Raw genomic sequence first — 13,168 nt, 5'->3', positions numbered from 1 at the left:
TTAAAAACAATAAAACAGCCCTACCCCTCGCCCCCTCTCCCCCTCCCCCGCCACCGATGGAAAACAAGATTGAGCCGGCAAATCGCAAGCGAAAACCTCCTGAGAACGTCAAAATAGCTCAGGGAAAGGCGCAACTTCCCCGGAAGGCGGTCAACAAGCAACGCCAAAATCCTCAAAAATCCAGGCCAAAGCTGGTAAAATCCACCGCTAAGTTCTTCTGGAAAAAGGCAGTTACCAATTTTGTCGCCCTTACCGTTTTGTGGGGTGGTGCGGGTGCAATGGGAGGAGGTGCTTGGCTGAGTTACCAGTTAATTGTCGATCCGAATGCAAGCATCTGGATCAATCAGTTTTTGCCAGAATGGTCGCGTCTTCCCTTTGCTAGCGGTAAATCGATTCAGACTCTCTCCCAAATCCGAACCAGTTTGGGGCAAGTGGGACTAATACCCGGAGAAATGCTACTGCTTCCCAAGGAGAAATCTAGCGAACGCGAGGTTCCAGACTTGCTAGTACCTGTGATGGTAGAACGGAAGCCCACTACGTCTATAGTGTGTAAAAATCCTTGTCGCCAGATTGTCGAATTGCGGGTTTATCAGCCAGTGCAAATTGCCTATCAAGGTGATGAAACTGAGCAATATTATCGGCTAGCGAGTTCTGTGAATGTCGAAGGCCCGGCGGAATCTTTTGTAATTGCTTCTCACACTGATGCTAATGACAGCCAAGGCTCAAATAAGTCTTTACCGCTAACAACTTTGAGACTCTTTGAGGGTAAGGTTCCCAGTTCGGGGGCTTGGTTTAACCTCAGCGGTCAACTATTGCGGGCAGATAAGAAAATTCCCTACGGGCAGGTGGTTCATTATAATCCTAGCCAAACTCATTTGCTCTCTCTATTGGAGTGGACTGGTGCGGCGGGAAAGGTTCCGAGTTGGCAACAGGTAACGGGGGGTGGCCAACCAGAATTGGCGATCGATCAAACTATAGGTTTAGAACCGCAATTTACTATTTATCAGGTTCAGCCTCGGAAGTTTGTACCTAACCCGATTCAGTTGACGGCAATTTCTTTGGAAGAACCGGCGTTAAAAGACCCTGCTTACAAGGCTGCGCTGCGGTTGGCTAGAAGTGGCTTGTGGTCGCCGGCTTTGGGAATGATGCGGGCTTTGAAGACTAAGGCGCAGGGGGGTTGGTCGCCGCAGGCGCAAGCGCAGCTAGATTTGATTAAGTTTCACGCTAATGTTACTCGGTCTCAGGCGATCGCATCTTGGGCTTCTCCCAGTCAGCAAGTTCTCGCAGATTTAATTGATGGTCGTTGGAGTGAAGCTTTGCAAGTATTTGAGGCGGATTTGGGGAGTAGTTCTGAAATTGCCGCGATGCTGAAAAATGATGGCAATCGCCTCTGGAATCGCGTAGATGCGGCGCTGAAGGTCAATTCACAGGATGAAGGGGCAAAGGCTTGGGGGGCTTTAATTGTAGCAGCTCAGGAAGGTCAGCGATCGGCCGCTGCTTGGCTAGATCGACTACCTGACACTGACGGCGAAACTAAATCTCGTATCCGGGGATTGCTCGATCGACTGGGTGATGCGGTTTCTGAGTTAGAAAGTTTCGAGGGTCACACGAGTAAAATTACTGGTTCAGCTTTTCCAATTAATAGTATAGATCCAGAACAATGGCAAGTACCGGAACCGAATCAAGGCCTAAAATTGGCAGCCCAAGAAGTTTGGTATCAAGTGCAGGTGACAAGTTTTTTTGATGGGAGAAGTTTGGTTCAGGCTCCGTTTTTAGACTTGGATCTGCGTTCCTTTCCCTCTATTCAGGTGAAGCGTTTTTGGAAGCGGTTAGGCCTGCACAATGACCCGAAGATTAAGATTGAGGTGGCGATGCCAAATGGTCAGCAAAAGATTGAGGTAGCAACGGTAAAGGCTTTTCAACTTCGCGATGGTATGCTGCGTTTATTGGCGGCCGTTGAGAGGAAATCTGGCTAGGCGAGTTCTTTGGTTACATTGAGATATTCTAATTGACCCACTGCGGCTAATATTAATGTCAGAGTCAATCACCCACCACTAATCAGATTACCGTTTGTTTATGCGCCGCACAGAGGTGCTGTGCGCTGCCTGTGACGCTCATCTGGGCCATGTATTTAATGACGGCCCCAAACCGACTGGACTACGATATTGCATGAATTCAGCGGCGCTTAAGTTTGTTCCTAAAGAGTGAGACCGAATCCAACTTTAATACCCTCTTTATTCTTTAGTCCAATTAGGCGGACAAAAGTTTGTATAGTAGCGGTTTCAACCGCCTAGCAATTAAAGAGGGTAACTTTAGGGACGTTCGATCGCACCTTTTTTGGAGAGTGCTGCAATCATCTGACGTTTGACTGCTTTTGCCCAATTATCAAAGTCAGAACTATTAATACTATTGCTTTGAGCTTCGTCAGGAAGCGGAGTCTTCGATTCCTTGCGTACTTGAGTATTCATTAGAATTTCCTGTTGAACAGACTGATGACCGTTGCTTATAAGTAATTTATATCTTAACTCTATTATCTAATTTAATTCAAGCCAAATTATGCACTAACTACATACAATTAATGCGATTTATGAATGCTGTTATTAAAATATGATTAAATGTATATTGGTATACATAGAATCCTTAGCATAAATATCATTATCCTGAGATATTCGCTTCATCCTTCTGGGGGATTCATCTATCCCAATTCTTAATTCTTTTCCCAGCTCAAATTCCTTTTATTTTTTAAATCGCCTTTGTTGCAGGGATATCTCCCCTATTTTTGGTGTGCTGCACAAAATCTGAACCCTCAAACTGCTCAGCTAGTCTAGCCTAGGCAAGTATCGAGGGTTCAGATTAAATTAAAACGGGTACGGCAGGGCTCGAACCTGCGGCAGGCGGATTAGAAATCCGCTACTCTATCCAACTGAGTTACGCACCCAACATTCTTGAGCTAACCAATCTAGGCACATAACTCAATTATATCTTAACTTGCGTCAGAGTCAAACCACTAATTGAGAAAAAATGGGTACAGAGGAAAAATAGACTCAGAGAGGTTAGCTGCAAATTTACAGAGCAGACTAGATCATTCAAGCATAGATTAAGATAGGGTGTTAGTTAACGGGATTTATCTGAGCGGCTCAGCCTAGATGGGCGATCGCAACTCAGCAAAACCCACCCACCAGTCGTCCGCAGGTAGCAACTCACGCGATGCGCGAGTACAATGACTTGCAAAGTACCCCCGGCCATGACAGGAGTCAAATCGCAGTGTCATGTTTATTCTGAAACGACAGGATGTTGAAATCACCAGCTTTCAACATCCAAAACGGGATCAGCAGATCCCAATTCTCAATTATCAGGGGCAGACCTTTCGCCTAATCAGCGCCTTCAACGGCAAACAAGCAGAAGAAGCCAGAGCCTTGTGGCGGGATCTAACCGACAATCGAGGCAAAGCCTGCGTTTTGCTAGAAGAGCCGGATAGATATAGCGTCTGGGGAAAAGTCCGTTTAGATCAGCTTGCCAGTGAAGAACCAGCCGGCTCCGAAGCCAAGGCTCCATTATTCGCACAAGCTTGTCTGCTGCTGCTCCAAGCTGTTTACTTCGACGTTGAAGACCTTTTAGGTGCTAGGCAAGCCGCATCGTTTCAGAAAGATATCGCTAAGGTATTTCAGCAGGGGAACTTCCCGCACGCAGACTCCCCAGATGCGGTCAAAAACTTGCTAACCGTCGATCCGCTCAACAGCCTCAAAATGCCTTCGTGGCAAGAGCAGCACCTTAATACCTTACTGCAAGAGCTCCACAGGTTAGGAAAATCCTATTTTGGCAATACCAACTTTGCCGAGGGAATCAGTGAAATCTTGCAAGATATGCCAGCAGGCGATCGCTCCCAGTTTATCGCTTGGCTGAAACAATCCCCCCTTGCCAAACTGTGGACACAATAAAAAATCTTTGATAATTCCACCGCAGGCGGCACCAATATGCAACGCTGGATGACAGACTTGTATAAAAAAGCCCCACTGTTAACACAGTTTCACTCCCACTTACATTTTCTGCAATTCAATTGCTAATTATGTCTCTTGAACCCCTATGAGCAGCACTTCAGAAAAGTCATCTACTTCTCCATCCTTCCTCTCAGCTCAGACTCTCGTGATTTTGGGAGTTGTTTGGGCTGTATTGGCACTGTTGTTCTTTCTGCTGTTCAGCGTCCCTCTCTCTAAGGAGGAGGGACTACCCCTGTGGTATTCCCTCGGCACCTATATTTTTGAATGCGGGGCTTATCTGGGAGCAGCTTTAGTCTGTCTTAGAAACTGGAAGAGCCCTCAAATGGTCAGCGGACGGAACGTCTGGCTAGGCCTTGGTCTGGGGATGCTGTTCTACTTTCTAGCAAATGTGGTATTTGGCGTTTGGGAGTTATATTTTGGACTCGACCCCGATATTTCCCCAGCCGATGTCTTTTATGTAGGCAGCTACGTGGTACTGATTTGGGGCATGGTTCTAGCTGTTACTTCCAAGCGGTTGAATCTAGAAATTTGGCAGTGGGGACTGTTAGGGGGAATTGCGATAATTGGTATTGCTGTAGCTTCCTGGGTTGCGGCCCCTGACTTTTTCAAGTCACAATTTGGTTTCGCTTCTACACCTGCGCCCCAAGTAGCAACAGTTGCCACATCTGACCTGAAAGCAGCAAAAGCTCCCGCACTCCAAGCTTCACCTAACTCAAAGGCACAAACATCAACACCTGCTGCGGCCACTGACCCGGAAGCTGAAGCCGAAGCCCAAGTCGAAGAATCAAACGCACCAGCTTGGGTTAAGGCCCTTGACGTGCAACTCACTCCCTATGCCTATTGGGTGAATTTGTTTTACATCGTTGGCGATGTTTTTCTGCTAATTATTGCTACAGCCTTACTCCTTGCCTTTTGGGGTGGGCGTTTTTCCCAGTCTTGGCGAATGATTGCCGCTGCCACTTTTTCCCTTTACATTGCAGATATGTACTTCAAGTGGCGCGATACCCAGGCTGAGGGTGATTACCAAAGTGGCAGCTTGCTGGAAGTATTTTTTGTTTTCAGCGCTATTCTATTTGGGGTTGGAGCTGTTTTAGAACATGACATCTCAACCCGTTCTCGTCAGAGTAGGCGCGGGCGGCGCTCGGCTTAGGGATTTTTGATGACAGGATTTTGCGATTAGCCGCCAGCAATGGGTTTCTCCTGAAACACTAAAATCTAAAATCTAAAATACAGCGCCTCGACGCTGCACCCTCTCCCGTCTCTTTGCTTGGAAACTCGGCATGACGCCTACAAAACTCTCCGAATCTGACAAACACGAAATCCTCGGACTGTATAGACATTCCGAGGAGAATACTATTACCCTGGCTAAGCGCTACGGAGTGAGCAGTTCTACAGTCAGGCGTATCCTCCAGAGCGCTTTGTCAGAGGCAGAATATGATGCCCTAGTCCAGCAAAAGCAAAAACGTTTGCCTCATTCCCAAAGCAGTATTTCCCAGCCGACAGTAAGGGATGTTGACGAACCAGTAGATAGCAATCTGCCTGAGTCTGGATATCTCGGAGTCTCTGACCCGATACCAAACTCAAAACTGATCCGTAAACGCACAATGGCTACGCCTGAAACCCGCGCGACGATTGATATCCGAGAAATTATACCTCGGCGTTTGGATACTTCTGAGTTGCCAGAAGAGGATGCAGCAGAGTTCGCGGATGATGATTATGGTACTGGGGCTAGAAATTTAGGGGAAATGCTCGGAGATGAAGGGCCCCTAGAAGCTGAAGAGTTCACTGATTTCGACGAGGATGAGGATGAGGAAGATGACGATTTAGATGATTTCGGCTCAGATGATTTGGAAGATGACGATTTTGAGGGGATGGCGAGCTCGAACCCCGGCATTTCTATCCAGCTTAGGAGTAAAACTTTACTTCAAGTTTTACCCTTAAGTGAAGCGTCTCTTCCTAAAATCTGCTATTTGGTAGTTGACCGTGCTGCGGAACTAATTACTAGACCTCTGAAAGCATTTGGCGAACTCGGACAGATTCCGCCAGAAGAAATTAGAGAGAAAACTCTGCCTGTTTTTGATAATCACCGAGTCGCACGCCGTTTTTCGACGCGCAACCAGCGTGTTTTCAAAGTGCCTGACGGCCAGTTACTACAAAAAACCGCTCCCTATTTACAAGCAAAGGGAATTACTCGGTTGTTGATTGATGGTCAGGTATATTCACTTTAATTAGGTAATTGGTAGTTGGTAATTGGTAATTGGTAGTTGGTAGTTGGTAATTGGTAGTTGGTAGTTCTTAAAGAGCATCGGAACTCTTATCCTGGCTGCGAATGGCTAACTTTGTTACCAATTAAGTTAAGAAAATTAGCACCGAAATGCTGAATTTCTAGGAAATTCGCATTAGAACGAGCAGGCTTGTAAATTCTAAAGCTTCGCATAATCCCCAAAGTTGCCGCACTTTCTAATGGCCCAATAAAACTCGTGTCACCGTCTAAAAAATATGGCTGCTTTGTCCAATAAGCCATCTGCTCCGCATTCAAAAAATAGCATCCAGAATGGGGGTTAAGAGCGCGATGGAACATAAGCTGCTGTTCCATAACATAACCAGCAAACTGGGGTTGCTCTTGCACATTTTGAAATTTTGCAGTTACTTGTGGTATTAAATCGCCATCAACATAGGCTTTGCGAACTAACCCTTGAGGAGATATTTCATAGCGGTTAGGCTGAAGTAAATTCCCATTACCCGCATGGTGAGTAAACCAGTTTAATTTAACGAATAGCCAAGGGTCATGTAGAATTAAATCATCTTCTAAATAACAGTAATAGTCGTATTTATCAAGGCAAGCACGCATCACTGCCTGACACTCAAATCCCAACATCAGCGGTTCAACGCTTGTAGCATTATGCAGAAATAATTTGGGTGGAAGGGAGAGTTGAGAAATTAGGTGATAATCTTGGGTCGTACAAACAACTATATCGATATCGTGGGTCTGGGATTCATTGACTGGGACTGTGGCACATTGACCAATGTGAATCATGGACTGAGACTTGCCATAGAGTGCCTGCAAAGCCGTCAAACAGGCCGTTAAAGCGTTTAGACGTGGGTGGGGGTCATTTCGCTGGGAAGCGTGCCTTCCTTCACCGTGAGGGTTAAAAAAGTGGGCAATCGTGAAGAGAATTCGCATCTTAGTTAGTAAATAATTCTGGCAAGCGACTTTGCAATTCTGCATTTAAGCGCGGCATTTCGTCGCGCATTTGTAAGTACCAGTCTCGCCGCTGACGATAATGCTGGGACAGCAAACGGTTTTCCCGCACCCATTTATAGGCATTAGCGGCTATTTTCCGCCGCATCTGGGTGTCAGCAATCAGCGAATTGAGTTTCGCTTCAAAATCCGCAACTGAGCGATAAATTAAGCCCGTTTCGCCATCAGCGATAGATTTTTCGTAAACAGTGGGACTTGCTAAAACTGCTACTCCATTCCCCGCACATTCAACAAATTTGAGGTCAGATTTCATCTCGTTAACTGGGTTGGAAAGGAGTGGAAGCAAAGCGATGTCGCCAGAGTGCATAATTTCTAGATAGCGCTCATAGCTGCAAAATGGCTCAAATTCTTTATTGTCTATTTTCAAGGCATCAAAAAAATGGCGATCGTGGATTACTTTAACTCGAATCCGGCGCTTGTGAGCGACCAAGACTCGATTTAGCGCAGAGATGATGGGTTGCCAATCTTTTTCTCGGTTAAGTGCGCCGAAAAAGATGGTGATATAATTATTATCTGGATAGGTGCGCTCACTTGGCAAGTATGCCAATTGATTGTTAAAGACGGCAACATTGGGATTGAGTTTCCTTAAAAATTCTGCTAGGGGTTCCGTAGTAGTTTGAACGCAGTGACAACCTCGGTAACTTAGGTATTGATTATCTGCATATTCTTTACGTCTAATTGGATTATCATCAATTTCAGCCACTATTAAATAATCATTTTGCAGAAGTTCTTTTAGGGGAGGAATATAGGCTGGATAGTACATGATTGTCCGCTGCCAAATAAATACTTTTTCTTCTCCAGGCAGAGGTAAAATTAATTGTGCTGATTTAATTGTAGAAGCAGTGCGGACTCCGGGAATTGTAGCACTAAATCTGTCAGGCTCTAATACTCTAACGCGATCGCATCCCGTTGGAGCCATAATCGCTGTCTGAATCAGCACTCGCCGGGGAGATGTTTGTGACTTACCCCCTCGCACAATATAATATTCTGCACCAGTCTGGGTAGCGAAGTCTGCCGCTTCCAAGCCTAAAGCTTGAACCATTGGTGTCAGTAATTGCTGAAACTGGACAAAATTCTCAGTTTTTTGTCCCCGTACTTGCAGCTCATAAACTTGTAATTTTGCGTGAGCAAAAAGTGCTTTAATCGCTTCTATAGTAAACCAGTGCTGTATCTTTTTATCTGAATTTTCCCACTGTCCTTGCAGGAGATTGACAATTTTTATCCAGTGTTGGACATTGGGAATAGTAGCTAAAATTTGCCCGTCTGGATTTAGTAAAGTGCTGTGCTGGCTAAGCAATTTCCAAGGGTTTGTTAAATAGGGTAGTAGATTGTTGTAAACCAAACAATTTACTGTGTCCTCGGCAATTTCAAGGCTTTGGATATCTAGCTGTTCTACATCACCAATTATGACACGATCCAGTCGCTCTGAAGCTATTTTTGCTTTCTCTGGATTGCGTTCAATGCCAATATATAAGCTATCGGGGTTAATCCGCTTGTATTGTTCGCCTAAAGCTCCTGTACCGCAGCCAACATCTAGGACGATATTAGCATCCGGTGGCAGCAGTTTAAAGATATCGGGATTGATAAGAGGGAGCAGTTCCAAAATATTTCCTGATTACTAAGCTTTACGTAACGCCGCCCTCTGGGCGGTTTCTTTACCGCCCAGAGGGCGGCGTTACGACATAATTAGCATTTGGATGTTAGTATACAACGGTGATTGCTACATTTGTCAAGCACTAATAATTTAATCCTGATTCCTTCTTCCTCATTCCTTCTTCCTTCTTATTATCAAACTCAAAAACTATGAACTTGAATTTTGGCATTAACATCAGCGGCTATATTAATGGAGAATTTGGGGTTGGAGAAGGTGCTAGAGCCAATATTAGAGCAATTGAGGCTGCTGGCATCCCCTTCGTCCTCAATAATTTTACCAATAGTCCTCACAGAAAACAAGATACTACCTATCAGGATTTTTCTCAAGATAATCCCTACCCCGTCAACTTGATTCAAGTAAATGCTGATGAAGTGACTAAGTTTATTAAGTCTGCTGGGTATAACTATCTCGAACGTCGATATAATATTGGGTTTTGGGCATGGGAACTCACCACATTTCCTCCAGAATTAAGTTCAATTTTTAATGGCTTTCAGGAGATTTGGACTTATAGCAATCACTGTGCGGAAGCAATCTCAATGGCATCCCCTATTCCAGTTATTAAAATCATGCCTAGCATTTCTCTAGTTACGCCTTCTCTAGACAGAGAAGCACTAGGATTGCCACAAAATAAATTTATTTTTCTGTTTTTATTCGATTTTTTTAGCAGGATAGAACGCAAAAATCCTTTGGCTACGATTGCTGCCTTTAAACAAGCTTTTGCTCATTCAAATGAAGATGTGTTACTGATAATCAAATCTTCTAACTCTGAATATTTTCCTGAGCAGCGAGAGCTACTAAAATCTGCTATAGCAAATTGCCAATCTATTAAACATATAGACGGGTATTTATCAAAAAATGAAGTTAACGCTCTGCTTTACAATTGTGACTGCTATGTATCCCTCCATCGCTGCGAAGGCTTTGGCTTGACAATGGCTGAAGCTATGTTTTTTGGAAAGCCAGTAATTGCCACTGCCTATTCATCTAATACTGAGTTTATGAATGTAGGTAACAGTTTTTTAGTGAAATATAAATTGGAAGAAATCAAGGCAGATTTAGGGCCTTATAAGAAAGGAAATATTTGGGCAAGTCCAGACATTGAACACGCTGCTAATTTAATGCGATATGTGTTTAATAACTATCAAGAAGCCAAGCAGATTGGAGCTAGAGGTGCGGAGGAAATCAAGTCTTTACTTAGTCCCCAGGCAATGGGCAATAAAATCAAAGCTCGGCTGGAATATATTGGCAATATTACCAATAATTTTACCAGATTGTCTCAGCCGACAATAGAGCAAAAAAAATCTCAGTTAATAAGTGCAGATCGACAATTTGCTGAGCTGGTAAAATCTTCGGAAGGAGAACCACAACAAGCACAGCCTCTAGTTAGTATTTGCATTCCTACTTACAATGGAGAAACATTTATAGCTGAAGCGATAGAGAGTGCTTTAAATCAGACTTATAGTAACATAGAGGTAATTCTTTCTGATGATGGTTCGAGCGATAGAACTGTAGCAATTGCTCAGTCTTTTCAAACTAAAACAGCCGTTGATTTTCGGATTATTCTTCATCGCAACTATGGCTTAGCTAAGAATTGGAATTTCTGTATTTCTCAGGCGAAAGGTAAATATATCAAATTTTTATTCCATGATGATTTGCTAGAGCCAGACTGTATTACAAAAATGGTAGCCTTGGCTCAAGAAGATGCAGAAATTGGCATGATTTTCTCCCCTCGCGGTATTGTTATTGGAGACGATGCTAAATCCAATCCACTTTTGCTGGGTGCTTCTCAATCGATTAAAGATTTGCATAAGAGTTGGTCTAATTTAAAACCAATTCAACCGGGAATTGAGCTATTATCAGATCCTAATTGGATGAATAATCCAATTAACAAAATTGGGGAACCTAGTACGGTGATGATTGCTGCTGATGTTTTTCGCAAAATCGGGTTATTTGATGGTGAGTTATCTCAATATCTAGATTTAGATATGTGGTTTAGAATTATGGGGAATTATAAAATTGGTTTTGTTGATGAAAAATTATCTTTTTTGCGGATTCATGCAGGACAGCAAACTTGGAAAAACTTCGCGGCTGGAGAAAATAGTAAGGATGTCCGCAGACTTTATGAGAAAATGTTACAGAGTGATGATTACAGTTTTTTGAGTCAAGAATCAAAAGATAAAATTAGACAAAGATTAGCTTTAAAATCCCAGTTTTCTTTATCTGAATTATCAAAGCTAGTTGAACAATATCAAAAATCTCCTACTAATCAATCTACTCTCTCTCGCCTTCGACAAATCCGTAAGCAAATCACTCAAAAATGGCTAAATTTGCCAGCATCTAACGTGGAAAATACTTATGCTGGCGAAATCGGTAAAGCTCATAATCTGTTAATGAAAAGCGGTATTAGAAATGAATTTTTAACTGAGGAAGAACAGAGTTTTGTAGATAAAGTATCTGCTCTTTTGTCTAAAGGTAACGATGTATGTAATAACATCAATCAGTATTTAGCAGCTATGCTTTACTGTGAGGCTTATCAGTTACCATTTGCCTATAAAAATGCTGCAATTCCTAGGTGGTTTTTTAATGATTTTTTAAATTTTATATTTGAGGCTGTTTCCTGTTTTCAGAAAAACGGAGATGCAGAAAAGTATGCCGATTATATGCAGGTTTTGATAGATTACATCCATGAGAATATCTTTAAAGATTCCACTGCTGAAGTTTGGCGTTATTTGGCTTTGTTTGTGAGCAAAAATGCCAATTTTACTCCCTTGTATTGTAGCGATAAAAATCTTCGACATATCTGTACTCAGAGAGCAAATATTGTCGAATTTACGCTCAGAAATTTGGGGTGTCAGATTGACTGGGAATTTGGGGATATCCCCTCTGACAGAAACAAGATTCGTGTTGGCATTTTACTGGAGGAAATTAGCTCTAGGAAAGAAACTTTTGCCGCACTTGCTGCTTTTGAATATTTAGATAAAACTAAATTTGAAATTATATTGTATAATTTAAAAGTCCAGGATAGTAAACTGGCCGATTACTGTCAAAATTTGGTAGATAAGCAGATTCAACTACCAGAATCTTTGCCAAGTCAGGTACTAGCACTTCGCTCGGATGATTTAGATATTCTGCTGATTGCGACGAATTGGGCAGATGCTCGTAAACCTACTTTTTTATTATCATTGCATCGATTGGCACGGCTACAAGTGGCGGCGGCGATACCAACAGCTACAACTACTGGCATCAGAAATATTGACTACTTTCTGGCGGGAAATTTGACTTTGCCCGTAGTCGATGCCCCAGAACAATATCGGGAAAAATTAATTGCTCTGAATAGCTCTGGTATTTGTTTTAGCTATCCTGTAATATCTGAAATTGCTACGGTTCACCCAACTAAAAAGAGTTGGGGAGCATCTGAGGAAACTGTCATTTTTATGTCTGGTGCTAGAGCGTTTAAGATTATTCCTGAAATCAGGGAAACCTGGGCTAAAATTATTGCGGCTGTACCGAATTCTATTCTGGTTTTACATCCTTTTCGCTCTGATGGCGAGAGTTATCCGATAATTCCTTTCTTTAACCAAATACGATCAGTTTTTTGGGAAAAAGGTATTGACAAAAAACGAATTGTTGTAATCAAAGTGCTGCCAAATCGGGCAGATTTCAGAGAATGTTTGAAGCTGGCAGATGTTTATTTAGACTCATTCCCCTACGCGGGCGCAGCATCAATGGTAGAGCCATTACTAGGGGGAGTACCGACAGTAGTTAGAGAAGGACAAACAGCGCGATCGCGCCAATCTGGGGCAATATTGAGAGAATTGCAACTTCCTGAATTAGTAGCAAATACGGAGAATTCTTATATCAATATAGGCGTGGCATTGGGAACCAACCCAGAATTGCGCGATCGCGTAAGGCAGCACATCCAGCAAAAAATGGCAGAAAACCCCAAATTTCTGGACAGCCGCACTTACTCGGCTCAGATGGGAGCGCTATTTGAGCAACTATGGCGATCGCTAAGGCAAGGAGGTGGGGGGATTGCTTCGTAAGGCAGGAGACAGGAGACAGGAGGCAGAAGGCAGAAGGCAGAAGGCAGAAGACAGAAAAATCTTGAACTGCCAACTACCAAAGGTCAACTCAAAACTCGATCCCGTCCTGGTAGAGGGAACCCCTCAGATGGCAGAGCGTCACAGGTGAGTATAGAATTGCCCCTATAGATCGAGTAGATCAAGCCTTGCTTGATTTGAGCTAGCACCACCCGCA

At 43.4% G+C, this 13,168-nt stretch carries 9 protein-coding genes, 1 tRNA gene and 1 pseudogene; 6 read left to right on the top strand and 5 right to left on the bottom strand.

Features of this window, described 5'->3' with window-relative positions:
* Positions 1–56: 56 nt before the first annotated feature.
* Both PY364_RS17240 and PY364_RS17235 read left to right on the top strand, forming a co-directional pair.
* Positions 57–1,976, top strand: coding sequence for a hypothetical protein (locus tag PY364_RS17240; protein ID WP_275524327.1), 1,920 nt, complete (start codon positions 57–59; stop codon positions 1,974–1,976).
* Between the two features lie 82 nt (positions 1,977–2,058).
* Positions 2,059–2,208, top strand: a pseudogene (locus PY364_RS17235) (peptide-methionine (R)-S-oxide reductase); the annotation flags it as partial.
* A 104-nt stretch (positions 2,209–2,312) separates the two neighbouring features.
* Here the strand turns inward: PY364_RS17235 and PY364_RS17230 are convergent.
* From PY364_RS17230 to PY364_RS17220, 3 genes are all read right to left on the bottom strand, one after another.
* Positions 2,313–2,468 carry a hypothetical protein gene (locus tag PY364_RS17230; RefSeq protein WP_275524326.1) on the bottom strand — a complete coding sequence of 52 codons (156 nt, stop codon included), beginning with the start codon at positions 2,466–2,468 and terminating at the stop codon, positions 2,313–2,315.
* Between the two features lie 396 nt (positions 2,469–2,864).
* Positions 2,865–2,938, bottom strand: a tRNA-Arg gene (locus PY364_RS17225).
* A 204-nt stretch (positions 2,939–3,142) separates the two neighbouring features.
* Positions 3,143–3,271, bottom strand: a complete 129-nt coding sequence (locus PY364_RS17220; protein ID WP_275524324.1) for a hypothetical protein — start codon at positions 3,269–3,271, stop codon at positions 3,143–3,145.
* Between PY364_RS17220 and PY364_RS17215 the strand changes: the two genes are divergently transcribed.
* The 3 genes from PY364_RS17215 to PY364_RS17205 all read left to right on the top strand — a co-directional run bounded on the left by PY364_RS17215 (position 3,270) and on the right by PY364_RS17205 (position 6,226).
* A complete protein-coding gene (locus tag PY364_RS17215; RefSeq protein WP_275524322.1) occupies positions 3,270–3,938 on the top strand; it encodes an Npun_F0813 family protein in 669 nt (222 codons plus the stop codon). The two genes, PY364_RS17220 and PY364_RS17215, sit on opposite strands and share 2 nt — an antisense overlap.
* Positions 3,939–4,083: 145 nt before the next feature.
* Positions 4,084–5,148, top strand: coding sequence for a hypothetical protein (locus tag PY364_RS17210; protein WP_275524320.1), 1,065 nt, complete (start codon positions 4,084–4,086; stop codon positions 5,146–5,148).
* A gap of 130 nt (positions 5,149–5,278) precedes the next feature.
* Complete coding sequence (locus tag PY364_RS17205) at positions 5,279–6,226, top strand: hypothetical protein (RefSeq protein ID WP_275524318.1); 948 nt, start codon at positions 5,279–5,281, stop codon at positions 6,224–6,226.
* Between the two features lie 86 nt (positions 6,227–6,312).
* Here the strand turns inward: PY364_RS17205 and PY364_RS17200 are convergent, their stop codons facing one another.
* Entirely contained in the window at positions 6,313–7,182 is an 870-nt protein-coding gene (locus PY364_RS17200) for a calcium-binding protein (RefSeq protein WP_275524316.1), read from the bottom strand.
* A 1-nt stretch (position 7,183) separates the two neighbouring features.
* On the bottom strand, positions 7,184–8,863 hold the full coding sequence (locus PY364_RS17195; RefSeq protein ID WP_275524314.1) for a methyltransferase domain-containing protein: 1,680 nt from the start codon (positions 8,861–8,863) through the stop codon (positions 7,184–7,186).
* Between the two features lie 200 nt (positions 8,864–9,063).
* Between PY364_RS17195 and PY364_RS17190 the strand changes: the two genes are divergently transcribed.
* A complete protein-coding gene (locus PY364_RS17190; protein ID WP_275524312.1) occupies positions 9,064–12,954 on the top strand; it encodes a glycosyltransferase in 3,891 nt (1,296 codons plus the stop codon).
* Positions 12,955–13,168: the final 214 nt, after the last annotated feature.

Source organism: Kamptonema sp. UHCC 0994 (genome assembly GCF_029167235.1).
Classification (GTDB): domain Bacteria; phylum Cyanobacteriota; class Cyanobacteriia; order Cyanobacteriales; family Microcoleaceae; genus Kamptonema.
This window is presented reverse-complemented; position numbering and strand designations above follow the sequence as displayed.

What these genes read in the sequence shown, in the direction of transcription:
- PY364_RS17230 (WP_275524326.1), bottom strand. Translation starts at nt 2,468, where the DNA reads ATGAATACTCAAGTACGCAAGGAATCGAAGACTCCGCTTCCTGACGAA.
- PY364_RS17190 (WP_275524312.1), top strand. Translation starts at nt 9,064, where the DNA reads ATGAACTTGAATTTTGGCATTAACATCAGCGGCTATATTAATGGAGAA.
- PY364_RS17210 (WP_275524320.1), top strand. Translation starts at nt 4,084, where the DNA reads ATGAGCAGCACTTCAGAAAAGTCATCTACTTCTCCATCCTTCCTCTCA.
- PY364_RS17240 (WP_275524327.1), top strand. Translation starts at nt 57, where the DNA reads ATGGAAAACAAGATTGAGCCGGCAAATCGCAAGCGAAAACCTCCTGAG.
- PY364_RS17215 (WP_275524322.1), top strand. Translation starts at nt 3,270, where the DNA reads ATGTTTATTCTGAAACGACAGGATGTTGAAATCACCAGCTTTCAACAT.
- PY364_RS17200 (WP_275524316.1), bottom strand. Translation starts at nt 7,182, where the DNA reads ATGCGAATTCTCTTCACGATTGCCCACTTTTTTAACCCTCACGGTGAA.
- PY364_RS17220 (WP_275524324.1), bottom strand. Translation starts at nt 3,271, where the DNA reads ATGACACTGCGATTTGACTCCTGTCATGGCCGGGGGTACTTTGCAAGT.
- PY364_RS17205 (WP_275524318.1), top strand. Translation starts at nt 5,279, where the DNA reads ATGACGCCTACAAAACTCTCCGAATCTGACAAACACGAAATCCTCGGA.